At 64.4% G+C, this 14,106-nt stretch carries 12 protein-coding genes; 2 read left to right on the top strand and 10 right to left on the bottom strand.

Going from position 1 to position 14,106, the window contains the following annotated elements:
* Nucleotides 1-2: 2 nt before the first annotated feature.
* The 6 genes from J2Y55_RS01770 to J2Y55_RS01745 form a co-directional block, all read right to left on the bottom strand.
* The gene (locus J2Y55_RS01770; RefSeq protein ID WP_310147031.1) at nucleotides 3-995 is read right to left on the bottom strand and encodes a Bug family tripartite tricarboxylate transporter substrate binding protein; all 993 of its coding nucleotides are present in this window, start codon (nucleotides 993-995) and stop codon (nucleotides 3-5) included.
* Nucleotides 992-1,693: an aspartate/glutamate racemase family protein gene (locus J2Y55_RS01765; protein ID WP_310147029.1), complete on the bottom strand. Its 702-nt coding sequence runs from the start codon at nucleotides 1,691-1,693 to the stop codon at nucleotides 992-994. Before J2Y55_RS01765 ends, J2Y55_RS01770 begins: the two co-directional genes overlap by 4 nt.
* 15 nt (nucleotides 1,694-1,708) lie before the next feature.
* A complete protein-coding gene (locus J2Y55_RS01760) occupies nucleotides 1,709-2,776 on the bottom strand; it encodes an ABC transporter ATP-binding protein (RefSeq protein ID WP_310147027.1) in 1,068 nt (355 codons plus the stop codon).
* Nucleotides 2,777-2,802: 26 nt separating this feature from the next.
* Nucleotides 2,803-4,488 carry an ABC transporter permease gene (locus tag J2Y55_RS01755; protein ID WP_310147025.1) on the bottom strand — a complete coding sequence of 562 codons (1,686 nt, stop codon included), beginning with the start codon at nucleotides 4,486-4,488 and terminating at the stop codon, nucleotides 2,803-2,805.
* 24 nt (nucleotides 4,489-4,512) lie between these two features.
* Nucleotides 4,513-5,619: an ABC transporter substrate-binding protein gene (locus J2Y55_RS01750; protein ID WP_310147023.1), complete on the bottom strand. Its 1,107-nt coding sequence runs from the start codon at nucleotides 5,617-5,619 to the stop codon at nucleotides 4,513-4,515.
* A gap of 103 nt (nucleotides 5,620-5,722) precedes the next feature.
* On the bottom strand, nucleotides 5,723-6,634 hold the full coding sequence (locus J2Y55_RS01745) for a GntR family transcriptional regulator (protein ID WP_310147021.1): 912 nt from the start codon (nucleotides 6,632-6,634) through the stop codon (nucleotides 5,723-5,725).
* 183 nt (nucleotides 6,635-6,817) lie between these two features.
* On the opposite strand from J2Y55_RS01745, the gene J2Y55_RS01740 reads away from it, so the two are divergent.
* Entirely contained in the window at nucleotides 6,818-7,894 is a 1,077-nt protein-coding gene (locus tag J2Y55_RS01740; protein ID WP_310147019.1) for an isocitrate/isopropylmalate dehydrogenase family protein, read from the top strand.
* Between the two features lie 72 nt (nucleotides 7,895-7,966).
* Here the strand turns inward: J2Y55_RS01740 and J2Y55_RS01735 are convergent, their stop codons facing one another.
* From J2Y55_RS01735 to J2Y55_RS01720, 4 genes are all read right to left on the bottom strand, one after another.
* Nucleotides 7,967-9,019, bottom strand: coding sequence for an amino acid ABC transporter permease (locus J2Y55_RS01735; RefSeq protein ID WP_310147017.1), 1,053 nt, complete (start codon nucleotides 9,017-9,019; stop codon nucleotides 7,967-7,969).
* A 5-nt stretch (nucleotides 9,020-9,024) separates the two neighbouring features.
* Nucleotides 9,025-10,023 (bottom strand): amino acid ABC transporter permease, encoded by a 999-nt coding sequence (locus J2Y55_RS01730; protein ID WP_310147015.1) that lies wholly within the window; start codon nucleotides 10,021-10,023, stop codon nucleotides 9,025-9,027.
* Between the two features lie 167 nt (nucleotides 10,024-10,190).
* Nucleotides 10,191-11,216, bottom strand: a complete 1,026-nt coding sequence (locus tag J2Y55_RS01725; RefSeq protein ID WP_404978816.1) for an amino acid ABC transporter substrate-binding protein — start codon at nucleotides 11,214-11,216, stop codon at nucleotides 10,191-10,193.
* A 288-nt stretch (nucleotides 11,217-11,504) separates the two neighbouring features.
* On the bottom strand, nucleotides 11,505-12,434 hold the full coding sequence (locus J2Y55_RS01720; RefSeq protein WP_310147010.1) for an aminotransferase class IV: 930 nt from the start codon (nucleotides 12,432-12,434) through the stop codon (nucleotides 11,505-11,507).
* 287 nt (nucleotides 12,435-12,721) lie between these two features.
* Between J2Y55_RS01720 and J2Y55_RS01715 the strand changes: the two genes are divergently transcribed.
* Entirely contained in the window at nucleotides 12,722-14,092 is a 1,371-nt protein-coding gene (locus J2Y55_RS01715) for an aminotransferase family protein (RefSeq protein WP_310147008.1), read from the top strand.
* Nucleotides 14,093-14,106 lie beyond the last annotated feature (14 nt).

Raw genomic sequence — 14,106 nt, 5'->3', positions numbered from 1 at the left:
TCTTAGTCCGGCTTGAAGCCTGCCTTGTGGAGGATCGCGGCCCAGCGATCGACCTCGCTCGCCACCAGCGCTTGCATGGCGGGGCCGCCGCGTTCGTCAGGTCGCGGCGCCCGCGCCCCGATCGTGCCGAGCCGCTTTGCGACCTCCGGATCGTCCAGGGCCTTGGCGACCGCGCCCTGCAGGATATCGAGCACGGGCTTCGGCGTCGTCTTCGGCACGAACAGCCCCGTCCAGGTCTCAGCCTGGAACTCCGGCAGGCCGGCCTCCTCGGAGGTCGGCACATCCGGCAGGGTCTCGGCCCGCGTTTTGGCCGCAACCGCGAAGGCCTTCACCGATTGCGACTGGACCTGGCCGCTGACGGAGGCGACGAGATCGCAGGAGCCGTCGATCTTGCCACCGATGATGTCGTTGATCGTCTGGCCGAAGCCGCGATAGGGCACATAGGTCGGCTTCACATCGATGAGCCCGAAGAACATCAGGCAGGTGATGTGCGAAGCCGCGCCATTGCCGGAATGCCCCATCATCAAGGCGCCCTGCTTCTGCTTCGCCAGAGCGATGAACTCCTTCAGATTCACTGCGGGCAGATCATTGCGGAAGAAGACGATGTTCGGCGTCGAGGCGACGAGGCCGAGATAGGCGAAATCCGATTTCGGATCATAGGGCAGCTTCGGGTTGACGGTCACCGCAGCAGCAAGCGTGCCGGTATGGCCAAGACCGATGGTATAGCCATCGGGCGCCGCACTCTTGACCCGGGAGCCGCCGATCGCTCCGCCCGCCCCGCCGATATTCTCGACCACCACGCTCTTGCCCAGCACGCGCCCCAGGGCCTCGGCGAGAATGCGCCCTGTCGTGTCAGCCGCGCCACCCGCGGCGAAAGGGACGATCATGGTGATCGGCCGCTCCGGGAACGTCTGGGCCCGCGCGCCAGCCGACAGCAACACCGCTGCGCCGAGCATCGCGGTCAGGCCGAGGCAACTCCTCCCGAATAGCGTCATCTGTGTTCCTCCCTTTTTGGCCTTTGTTCGGCGCTCACGCCCCCGACCATTTTTCGGACCTTGCGGACGGCAGCCTCCGGCGAGGACAGCACCGGCACGGATGTCGCCTCGCGGCAGGCCCTGAGCGCGCGCGCTGTCGAGAAATGCGCCAGCATCAGCGCATCGACCGGCCCGAAGGCCTTGGCCTCCCGCGCCACCAGGGCGTTGTGGGTCTCGGCATCGCCCGCGCGCAGCGCCGCCATCGCCTCGGTAGCCAGCCGTGTGGCGAGCCTGGCCCCGGGCCTGAGGCGCCTTGCCTCCTCCGCGAACTCGGCCTCCATCGTCGCGATCGAGGGGCCGAAGGTGGCGACCATGCCGAGCTTCTCGCCTTGTCCGAGCGCCTCCTCGAACATCGCCTCGTTCGGTTTGAGAACCGGAACCGGAACCGCGCGGCCCGCCGCCTCGATCGCGGGACCGAAGGCCGAGCAGGTAAACAGGATCGCCTTGGCGCCGAGCGAATAGCCGTACTCGGCCAGGGCGATGATGCGCTGGTTGATGGCGGGCGTGATGTCGCTCGTCTTGGCCCTGTCGACGGAGAGGGAATCGTCGAGGACGCTGACCGGCTCGGCTTCGGGCCAGAGCTCCTTGAAAGCCTGAAGGATGGGCTCGATCGCGACCGGCGTCGCGTGGATCAAGACGATGCGAGGACCGGTGCTCATGTCAGCGGGCTCCGGTCACGGGTTGAACAGCCAGGTCGAAGCCGGCTGCACGGTGCAATGCGCCACAAGCGACGACAGCTCCGACGCGCCCTGCGCGCGCAGCCGAACACTGCCGCGCCTCAGCCGGTACTCCCATTTGTCGCCGAGATAGATGCAGCCCTCTACATCCAGCGGCTGGCTCGTCGCGGTTGGCTCGGATGAGACCATGATGGTTTCGACCCGGACGACGGCACGGATGTCAGAGGCATCGCGCGGCGGCTCGGCGTCGCGCCAGATCCCGGGCAGGCTCCAGCCCTCGCAACGAATGACCACACCGCCATCGGCTTGCGCTTCATAGGCGCCCGACAACACGTTGTTGGTCCCCATGAAATCGGCCGCGTAGAAGCTTGTCGGCTGGCCATAGATCTGGATTGGCGTGCCGTCCTGGACGATGCTGCCGCCCTTGAGCAGCAGGACATGGTCGGCGATCGCCAGCGCCTCGCCTTGGTCATGCGTGACCATGATGGCGCAGATCCCCAATTCGAGGATCAGCTTGCGGATCCAGAACCGTGCCTCCTCGCGCAGCTTGGCGTCGAGATTCGAGAGCGGCTCGTCCAGCAGCAGGACTTTGGGCTCGTAGACGAGCGCGCGGCAGATCGCGACGCGTTGCTGCTGGCCGCCCGAGAGCTGGTCGGGATAGCGCGCCGCCAGATGCGCCAGGCCGAGCTTGTCGAGGATCGTCTCGACCCGCGTCTTGATCTCGGCCGCCGGCCGCTTGCGAAGCCGAAGCCCATAGGCGACGTTCTCGAACACCGTCCGATGCGGCCAGAGCGCATAGGACTGGAAGACGAGGCCGATCTCGCGGGCCTCGGGCGGCAATGCGATGCCGGCCTCGCCATCGAGCACGGTCTTGCCGCCGATGACGATCCTGCCGATTTCGGGCTGTTCGAGCCCGGCGATACAGCGCAGCAGCGTGGTCTTGCCGCTGCCGGATGCACCGAGCAAGGCGACGATCCGGCCCTTCTCGGCGGTGAAGCAGGCGCCGGACAGGATCTTGAGGCCACCCAGCCATTTTTCGACGTTTTCGACGACGAGTTCAGTCATGTGATCGACTCAGTCATGTGATCGTTTCAGTCATGGAGTTTCGCTCCCAGCCGCAGGGCGAGTGTCAGGCCAACAGCCGTCAATGCGATGGAGATGAAGGACAGGGCGGCGATCTGGTCCATCGCGCCCGAGGTCAGCAGCGACACCATCAGCGAGCCGATGACCTCGGTGCCCGACGACATCAGATAGACGCCGGTGGCGTATTCGCGCAGGAACACGATCATGATCATCGCCCAGGCGCCGGCGAGGCCGGGCTTGACCAGCGGAATGACCACGTCGCGCCAGCTCCGGTAGATCGAAGCGCCGGTGATGCGCGCCGATTCCTCGAGTTCCGGCGCGACCTGCAGCAGCGTCGACTGGATGATCCGCAGGCCATAGGACAGCCCGACGATGATGTAGGCGATCAGGAGACTGATCAGCGTCGCCCTGAGCGGGATCAGGAAGGGCACGAACAGGAACAGCCAGAAGAAGGTCAGGCCGACGATCAGGCCGGGCAGCGCGCGCGGGATCAGCACGGAATAGTCCAGCAAGGTTCCGCTTCTGCCGCGGTTGCGATGCCCCGCGAGCCCGACCAGCAGGTAGAAGGCGACCGCGATGGCGCCGCCGACCCCGGCGAGCAGGATCGTATTGAGGATGCCGCGCGACAGGCTCGGGATCTCGAAGACCGCCTTGAAATTGGCGAGCGTCAATTGCTCGGTCAGCCTGACGCCCTCGCCCCAGTTCTCGACGAAGGCGCGCAGCACGATGCCTCCCACCGGAAAGAAGACCGAGACCAGGAGCCACAACCCGATCAGTCCCAGCGCGACGGCCTGGCCGGTGCTGCCCAGCCGCAGCAGATTGGTTCTCGCTCCCTTGCCGCCGACGGCGGCGAAGCGCCGGGCATGGCGCAGCAAGCGGCGCTGGATGAAGACAAGCGGCAGCGTGATCAGGATCAGGAAGACCGTGACCGCCGCCATGACCTGATAGGTCGGCGCACCGAAGATGGTGTTGACCTTGTAGATATAGGTGGTCAGCACGAGGATGCCGTTGGGGTCACCCAGCACCAGCGGAATGCCGAAGGTCTCGAAGCCCAGCAGCAGGTTGAGCGCAGCGCTGAAGACCAATGCCGGCAGGACCATCGGCAAGGTGACGTCGAGCGAGACCCGCCAGATTCCGGCGCCCGCGGTGCGCGCCGCCTCCTCAAGGTCGGATGGCAGGCGGCGCATCGCCGAGGCCACATAGAGATAGACCGTCGGTACGTGGCTCAGGCCACCGATCAGGATGATGCCCGGCAGCGTGTAGATGCTCCAGGGCGCCGCGCCGAAGAGGCTCTTGAAGGCGATGGTGACGAAGCCCGAAGGCCCGACCGAGACGGTGTAGCCGAAGGCCAGGACGATCGACGACAGGAACATCGGCACGAGCACGAGCGGCTCGAGCCATTTTCGCCCCTTCAGATCCGTCCGCGTGATCAGGAAGGCGAGCAGCCCGCCGAGCGGAACCGCGACCACCACCATGCCGAAGGCGTAGAGCGTCGTCGTCCAGAGCGCCCGATAGAACTCGGGATCGGTCAGGACGAAGCGGAAGGCATCAAGGCTGAAGCGGACATTGTCGTCGAAGAAGGGCGCGTCGAGGACGCTTTGATAGATCACGAGCAGCGCGGGCGCTGCCACCATCGCGAACAGGGCGAGAATGACTCCCGCCCTGAAACGCGGCGCGTCGTTGGCAAGCGACATGGCGATGCTTTCGAGCTGTCGGCGTCAGCCGCGCAGCGCCTGCTTCCATTTCTGGAAGAACTCGGCGCGCGTTTTTGGATCGGATGCTTCCAGCAGCGCAGCCGAAACGGGGATCGGCTTCAGCTTGCCGCCGGCCATCTCATTGAGCTTGGCGATGTTGAGGCCTTCGCTGACATCGGTGCGGATCGACGGCGCGCCGCTGCCGGCCATCGCCGTCTGTCCGCGCTGGGACAGCAGGAAGTCGAGGAAGACGCGCGCCGCGGCGGGATGGGGCGCACCCTTCGAGATATTGGCGACCCGCGAGAACGCCGCCGCATGGTCGGGCGGCAGGACGACGCCGAGATTGCTGTTTTTCTTGGCCCATTCGATCGCATAGGAGCCGATCAGGTTGAAGGCGATCCAGTGCTCGCCCGAGGCGATCTTCTCGCGCATCGCACCCGAGCTGCCATAGACCTTGGGGTCCGTTCCGCCGAACGCCTTTACGAGTTCCCAGGTGTCGGTGGTGGTGCGGGCGTCGTTGTTGAAGAACAGGAAACCGGAGCCGCTCTTCTCCGGATCGAACGAGGCGACCTTGCCCTTCAGCGTTTCCTTGTTGGTTTGCAGGAAGGCGATGAGCTCGGCGCGCGTCTGGGGCGGCTTGAGCGCCCCCAGCATGCTCTTGTTGTACATGATCGCGACCGGCTCGACCGAGGTCGCGTAAAGCTGGTCGTTGAAATTGGCCCAGGCCGGCAGTTGGGCGGCCTCGGGCGATTTGTAGGTTTCCGCCTGCCCCTTCGAGACCAGCACCATCTGCAGGTCCATCGCCGAGGTCCAGACGATGTCCGAGCCGACCTGCTTGGCGGCCGCTTCCGAGATGACGCGGTTATAGGCGCCGTTCGTTCCAAGGTCGTTATAGTCGACCCGGATGCCGGGGAACGCGGCCCGGAAGGCTTCGATCAGCGGCCGGCCCTGCACATCGTCCGTCGATGTGTAGATGGAGACCGCACCCTCCTTCACCGCCTTGTCGACCAGATCCTTGTAGTCGGCCGAATAGCCCGCCGGAATGCCTTGCGCGAGGGCAGGACGATTGCCGGCCATGGCTGCAGCGGTGAGCGCACCAGCGCCCGCAACGACATGTCTGCGTGTGATCATAGCGTCCTCCCAAGATCTTTTTCTTGCAAGGATGCTAACTCAGAATATTGGTTTTATCAATCTATAAAACCAAACGCACGCAGATGATCCCGGCTGCGGCGCCCTAACCCCTTGGCGCAGGCGCGAACTCGGCTTGAACGACCGGCGATTTGACCGCCAGCGCGCCGTTCAGATGCCGGCGCATGACATGCGCCGCCTCCAGATTGTCGCCGCGCTCGAGCAGATCCAGGATCTGAACATGCTCGATGCTCTGCGCGACGATCCGCTGGGGATCGACCTTCAAGCGGTACTCGATGAGGCGCCGGAATTGGTTGGCGCGCTCCAGTGCGAACAGGAACATCGGATTCCCCGCCATCCTGATCAGCTCCTCATGGAAGCCCGCGCCGGCGCTCCGCATCGCCTCGGGCGTCAGCCCGCCGATCTGCCCCCGCGCCAGCTTCTCCTGAACCCTCCGCAAAGGGGCGGCAGCTGCCCTGTCGAAGCGGAAGGTCGGCTCCATGATCGCCGCTGGCTCGATCACCGCCCGAAAGCGATAGATCTGCTCGAAGGCCTCCGATGTCTTGGCGACCGGCCGCAAGCGCCAGCCATATCCGGGCTTGGGCTCGGCCCAGCCTTCCTGGACCGCGCGCACGAAGAGATCCTGGGCCTGGGAGCGCGTGAGCTTGTACCTGTCCCTCACGGCCTGCTCGGTGAGCTCGCCTTCGATCCGGTCGTTCAGCCAGTCCTCGGCGAAGGTGAAATAGGGGTCGGCATCGGCCGCCCTGACTGCCAGCGCCGGCTTGGCCAAGCCCGCCAGATCGATATCGGAGCGAACATAGAAGCCGCGATTTGGCCGGCTCTCGATGACGCCGTCACCGGCCAGCACGCTCAGCGCCTCGCGGACCGGCGAGCGGGAGACCTGATACTGCCTGGCAAGCGCCTCGGTCGCCAGATGCGATCCCGCGGAGAGGTCGCCCGAATTGATGCGGGCAACGATATCGCCGGCGATGCGGAGCGCGAGGGGACTGTTGGACATGGGCTTGATCTCATCAAGAGCTTCTAAATGGCGAAACGACCTATCGTGCAAACGCACCCAGCCGGCAGCAATGATTTCGGGCGGTCGCCCTTGACGCTAATTTGGATTTAATAGATGCAATAACCAAATCTACAAATTCGCCTCGTGTCGCAGTGACGGAACGCGGCGTGCCGGAGAATCCTCATGAAGCTGCTCGTCCTGCCCTGCGATGGCATCGGTCCCGAGATCATCTCCGCCTCCATGCAGGTGCTGGAAGCCGCCAGCACGCGGTTCGGCCTCGACCTTGCCTTCGACTATGACGAGGTCGGCTTCGCCAGCCTGGAAAAGCACGGCACCACGCTGCGTGACAGCATCCTGGAGAAGGCTCGGCACGATTATGATGGCGTGATCCTCGGAACCCAGTCGCATGCCGACTACCCTGCGCCGGAAAAGGGTGGACGCAACGTCTCCGCCGGTTTCCGGATCGGCCTCGACCTCTACGCCAATGTCCGCCCGGCGCGCACCCGGTCATTCATTCCATCCAATATGAAGCCGGGCAAGACGATGGACCTCGTCATCATGCGCGAGGCGACGGAGGGCTTCTATCCCGACCGTAACATGCATCTGGGCTGGGCCGAGCTGATGCCCTCGCCCGATATGGCGATCTCGCTGCGCAAGATCACCGCCCATTGCTCGAACCGCATCGCGCGCCGCGCCTTCGAATTGGCGATGAAGCGCCGGAAGAAGGTCACAGCCGTCCACAAGGTCAACAGCTTCCACCAGACCGACGGGCTCTTCCTGCGTGAAGTCAGGAAGGTTGCCGCCGACTTTCCCGAGGTTGCCCTGGACGACCTGCTGATCGACGCCTCGACGGCGCATCTCGTGCGCAATCCCGAGCGCTTCGACGTGATCTGCGCGACGAATTTCTATGGCGACATCATCTCGGATCTGGCGAGCGAATTGTCGGGCAGCCTCGGCCTCGCCGGCTCGATGATGGCGAGTGACAGCCATTGCTGCGCTCAGGCCCAGCACGGCTCGGCGCCCGACATCCAGAATCAGGACAAGGCCAATCCGGTCTCGATGATGCTGTCCTGCGGCATGCTGCTGCAATGGCTCGGCGAGACGCGCGGCCTGCCGCAGTTCGAGGCGGCCTTCCGCGCCATCGACGCCGCCATCGACACCGTCCTGACGGATCCGGCCTCCCGTACGCCCGACCTCGACGGCAAGCTCGGCACAAAGAAATTCGGCTCGCTGGTCGCCGAAGTGCTGGATCGCCCCTGAGCAAGATCGCGGGGCGACGGCAGGGCGTGGCAGGCGCTCAGGCGAACTTTGCTGGCATTGCCGCGCGATCACTCAATAACGCAGATGGCGGTTCAGGCGATGCTCGAGGCGGCGGCTGAACAGCGACATCCCGAAGCAGCACAGGAAGAACACCACCACCGCGAAGGCATAGCCCTCCCGCGCCATGCCGAGCCAGGCCTGGTCCTTCTGGGCCTGAGTGATCACGGCGAGAAGGTCGAACAGGCCGACGATGCTGACGAGCGTGGTGTCCTTGAACAGGTCGATCACCGTGTTGACGAGGCCGGGAATGACCAGCCTGAGCGCCTGGGGCATGACGATGAAGGACTGGATCGCCCAAGGCCGAAGGCCAAGTGCGGTCGCGGCCTCCGCCTGGCCGCGCGGGATCGCCTGCAGGCCGCCGCGCACGATTTCCGCCATATAGGCCGCCGTGAACAGCGTCAGCGCCAGCATCGCGCGCAGCAGATTGTCGATCGTCGCGCCATTGGGCATGAACAGCGGCACCAGCAGCATCGCCATGAAGAGCACGGTCAGCAACGGCACGCCGCGCCACAACTCGATGAACAGCATCGAGAACAGGCGGATGACCGGATATTTCGAGCGGCGGCCGAGCGCCAGGAAGACGCCGAGAATGAAGCCGCCACCGCCAGCCACCGCGGTGAGCAGGACGTTCAGCATCAAGCCACCCCAGAGATTGGTGGCGATGTAGGCAAGTCCGAACAGCCCGCCGACCAGCAGGATGCCGGCCACCGCGGGCACGACGCCGAGCAGGATCAGCGCGAGCCATCCCTGCCAGCGCGGCGGCGCGATGAGCGTCGCCGCCGTGGTGCCGACGACCAGAGCCAAGGCGAGATCGACCCGCCAGCGCTCCGGCGAGGGATAGCGGCCATAGAAGAACAGGTCGAACCTGACCTTGATGAAGGTCCAGCAGGCGCCGCCGGCATCGCAGGCGGCACGCGTGGTGCCGGAGATCGTCGCATCCGTCACCGCCCAGTTGAAGATCGCTTTGACCAGCACAATGATCACGCCGGCCAGAACCAGCGTCAGCAAGCCGCTGGACAGCGAGGGAAACAGGTTCCGTTTGACCCAGACATGCGTCGGCGCCATCGCGATCAGCGCTCCACGATCGCGACATGGGCATTGTACCAGGCCATGAAACCGGAAATGACGAGGTTGATGCCGAGGAAGATGATCATCACCAGGAACATCGTTTCCAGCGCCCGCCCGGTCTGGTTGAGCACCGTGCCGGCATAGATCTGGACCAGCTCCGGATAGGCGATCGCCGCGCCGAGCGAAGTGCTCTTGGTCAGGTTGAGATACTGGTTCGTCAATTGCGGGATCATCACCCGCAATGCCTGCGGCAGGATGACCAGGAACAGCGCCTGCGCCCCGGACAGGCCAAGCGCGGATGCCGCTTCGCGCTGGCCTTTGGCGATGCCCTGGAGCGAGGCGCGCACGATCTCGGCGACGAAGGCCGACATGTAGAGCGACAGCCCGCCGACCAGCGCGATCAATTCCGGCGGCACCACGACGCCCCCGACATAGTTGAAGCCGCGCAGCGTCGGGTAATCGAGATGGTCGACCGACAGCAGGACGACCACAAGCGCGAGAGCGGGCAGGAACGGCGCGGCCCAGCCGAAGGCGCGATGCCGGCGACGCAGCCCCCTGAACACGGGGACGAGGCACAGGGCAGCCACCAGCAGCAGGAACGGCCACAGGCCGGCAGTGCCCATCTCGATACTGGGCATGTTCAGGCCGCGGACGCTGAGGATCATGCCGCCCGGCAGGGCCAGGCCGTTGCGCGGCGGCGGCAGCGCCTGGATCATCACCACATACCAGAAGATGATCTGCAGCAATTGCGGAGTGTTGCGCACGATCTCGATGATCGCCAGCGACAGGCTGCGCGCCAGCCAGTTTGCCGAGAGGCGCATCACGCCGAGCAGGAAACCCAGCAGCGAGCCCAGGACGATGCCGATCGCCGCGGCGAGCAGTGTGTTGAGCAGGCAGACCCACAAGGCTCGGCCATAGCTATCGGCCGTCGACCAGGGCACGACGTGGAAGGGGATGTCGAAACCGGTCCGCTGGGACAGGAAAGCGAAGCCGAAATTCATGTTCCGCGCCGCCAGATTATCCGACGCGTTGGCGATGATGAACCATGCGAAGAGAGCGAGCGCGCACAGGAAGAGGCCTTGCCAGGCAAAGGCGCGGAAAGAACCGCGCCTTTGCTGTCTCGGGGCTGGCTGTCGCGCGATCAGGACCGCGGTGTCAGCCAAGGCCATCAGCGCAGCGGCAGGGCATATTGAAGCCCGCCCTTGGTCCAGAGATTATTGGTTCCACGCGGCAGGCCGAGCGCCTTGGGGCCGAAATACTCGTCATAGATCTCGCCATAATTCCCCACCGCCTTGATGATGCGTAAGGACCACTCGCCGTCGAGGCCCAATGGCTTGCCGAAATCCTCGTCGATGCCGAGCAGGCGCTGCATGAAGGGATCGACCGGCTTGCTCGCCTTGATCTGATCGGCATTGGCCTTGGTGACGCCCATCTCCTCGGCCGTCAGCAGGATCATATGCGTCCATTTCAGGATATCGCCCCATTTCTCGTCGCCTTCGCGGGCGAAGATGCCGAGCGGCTCCTTGGAGATGATCTCGGGCAGGATCATCCAGTCGTCGGGCACCTTCATGGTCGAGCGCGCCGCAGCGACGCTGCCGGAATCGTCGGAATAGCCATCGCAGCGCCCCGCCTCCGCCGCCGCGAAGGCCTCCTCCGGCTTGTCGAACAGCAGGGAATTGATCTTGATGCCGTTGGCGGCGCCATAATCGGCGATGTTGAGCTCGAGCGTGGCGCCCGTGAGCATGCAGATGGTCGCGCCGTTCAGCTCCTTGGCGGAGGCGACCTTCAGGCTCTTCTTCACCATGAAGGCCTGGCCGGCGTAGAAATTCACCGCGATGGGCGAGAGGTTGAGCTGCGTGTCACGCGTGAAGGTCAGCGTGCTGTCGCGGATCAGGACATCGATCTCGCCCGATTGCAGCACGGTGAAGCGGACCTTGGTGGTCACACCGACATATTTGACCTTCTCGGCATCGCCCAGCACCGCTGCGGCGATGGCGCGGCAATAGGCGACGTCGAGCCCTTTCCATTTGCCGGTCGAGTCCTGGAAGGCGAAGCCGGGAATGCCGGTATCCACGCCGCAATTCAGCTCGCCGCGCTTCTTCACCGCGTCCAGCGTCGCACTCTTGACCTGGGCTTCGGCGGGGAGGCCCGCCGCACCTAGTCCGCAAGCGGCGAGCGCCGCCGCATAAGCCAGTTTCCGCAAGCTCGTCATGACCCGATTACTCCCTGCCTGAGACAAAAGACAAAATCGAAGGCGACGCGGGGCTCTCGCCCCAAAACCAGAGCAATGTCCGATCCAGCTGGATCGCTCGATTGCTCTGGGTCCTTGTTTTAACGCGTTTTCCTCATGCGAACCGGTATCACTTCGCTCGAGAACGCTCTAAGCAGACACTCCTTGGCACGCCAACGAATGTTCTGCTTAGGTCTTTGATTTGTCGCAGATTCTTGTCGGAAAGCCGTGGGACATTTTTCCGGAATCTGCTCAGCTGGCGGCACTGTAATCGATCGGTTCGGCATGCCAGCCTTCATGCCGTTTCGCCCAATAAGCCTCGCGCAGCCGCTCCGAGATCGGGCCCGGGCGGTCATTGCCGAGAATGCGCCCATCGAGCCTGGTCACGGGAATGATGCCGCCTGCAGTGCTCGTGGCGAAGATCTCGTCGGCCTGGCGAAACTCCTCGACCGGCACCGCCCTCGCCTCGCAGGGCAGCCCCAGCTCGGTGCAAAGATCGATCGCGCTCAGCCGGCTGATTCCGTGCAGCACGTTGCGATCGGCAGTCGCGACCTTGCCGTCCGTGATGCAGAAGATGTTGTAGCCGGGGCCTTCGGTGACGTTGCCGTCGAGATCGAGCAGGATCGGGTTGTCGGCGCCCTTCTCCTCGGCCTCGAACATCGCCGCCGTCATATCCGCCCAGTGGAAATTCTTGATGCGGGCGTCGAGGCAGATATCGGGAATGCGCGGCGTCGAGGCGATGATCATATGCGCGCCGCGCGCGATGACATCGGGCTTCATCTGCCAGACATAAGGAATGGCGAAGGCCGCGAGATAACTGCGCGCATTGACCGGATGATAGCGCTGCTCGGGGCTCGGCCTCCCACGCATGCAGTCCATCGCCACATAGGCCTCGCGCAGGCCCGACAGTCGTACGAGCTCGTGCAGGATCGCGCGGATGTCCGCGTCGCTCTCCTGCGGGGTGAAGCGCATGGCTCCGATCGAGGCGCGGAAGCGGGCTAGGTGATCGTCGAGCCGAAAGAACGCGCCACCCCAGACGCTGACGACGTCATAGGTCACATCCGAGCGGCGATAGCCCCAATCAGTGATCGAGAGCTTGGCCTCGGAGACCGGCATATAGGCCCCGTCGAGATAGGCAGCGCCCTTCGACCAATCGACGTCCCGGGTTGTCGCAGTTTCCATCGTCACTCTCCGTATCGCGATCTGCACCCGCGCCGAAAGCAAGATATGTGATCACATCAGGCGAGATATCGCCGCCAGCGTCAAGGTCGAGCCATTATCGGGCGCAGCCATTTTCAGCATTTTGAGCTGCAAAATTGAGCAATATGACCAAGCTTGCAGCGCATGAGCTTTTCGCTCCAATCTCTCGACAATCGACAGACGGCATGATGTGATCACACTATCAGTGGCAATCCAAGCTGCATCAATTCACCCATCACGGATTATGCGCAAGCCGGCAGGAGAGCGATATGGCCTCGACCAAGCTGAACTACCGCAATGACACCTTGATGCTCGGCTTCAGCGACCTCAAGCGGCTGCGCTCGGAGCGGCCGCTGGTCCTGACGGGCGGCCGCGGCATCAGGGTCTTCGACGAGCGTGGGCGCGACTACATCGAGGCGGTCTCGTCGTTCTACTGCGTCGCGCTGGGCTATAGCGACGAGGAGCTGATCGAAGCCGCCATCGCGCAAATGCGCGCCTTGCCGATCTATCCCTCGGCGATCGACCGCACGGTTCCCGCCGTCATGGAGCTGGCCGAGAAACTCGCCGCCCTCTCCCCGATGCCGCAAACCCATGTCACCTTCGCCACCACCGGCTCCGAGGCGAATGATCATCTGATCAAGTTCATCTGGTACGCAAACGGCTTCTCCGGCGAGCCGAGGCGGCGCAAGATCATCAGCCGTTGGTCGAGCTATCACGGCAGCACGATCCAGTTGACGGCGCTCGGCGGCGGCTCCGACCTGCATCGCTCCTTCGCGGTGCCGACGGATGAATGCCTTTATGTCAGCCATCCCAATTGGCCGGGCGGCGCCGAGCCGGGCGAGAGCGAGGCGGCTTATGGCGATCGCCTTGCCGCCGAGCTCAGATCGGTCATCGAGCAGGCCGGCCCGGAAACGGTCGCCGCCTTCTTCGCCGAGCCGGTTTCCGTATCCGCCGGCATGTATGCTCCGCCCGCCGGCTACTTCGCCAAGATGAAGGCGGTGCTCGACGCCTACGGCATCCTGCTGGTCGCCGACGAGGTCGTGACCGGGTTCGGACGGACCGGGCAGTTCTGGGGCACCCAGACGCTGGACATCAAACCCGACTGCATGACCTCGTCAAAAGCGCTGTCGAGCGCCTATCAGCCGATCTCGGCGATCCTGATGTCGGGCGATTTCTACGACCGGCTGGAGCGCGGCAGCACCGAGAAGGGCTGGTTTGCCCATGGCGGCACCTATCATGCCCACCCTGTGGCTGCGGCCGTGGCCCTGAAGACGATCGAGATCTATGAGCGGCGCAATCTCGTCGCGCATGTGCGCGACGTCATGCCGGCCTGGGCGCGTGGCCTTACCGCGCTGCAGGATCATCCGCTCGTCGCCGAGACGCGCTGTTTTGGGCTCCTCGGCGCGGTGCAATTGAAGCAACCCGGCGACGGCGAAACCGTCCCGGCCTCGCTGCGGATCGGCGGATTGCCGGCGCAGGTCTATCAGGCCGGCTTGGAGGCCGGCATCATCGTCCGGCCGTTGGCGAACTGCCTCGTGCTCTCGCCGCCGCTGATCATCACCATCGAAGAAATCGGCGAATTGTTCGAGCGGCTGACGCGGGCGCTGGATCAGGTGCTGAAGGACATGCCGGCCGGGTAGCCGCAGCGCGCAAA

This window comes from Allobosea sp. BE125, assembly GCF_031456075.1.
Lineage (GTDB): Bacteria > Pseudomonadota > Alphaproteobacteria > Rhizobiales > Beijerinckiaceae > Allobosea.
This window is presented reverse-complemented; position numbering and strand designations above follow the sequence as displayed.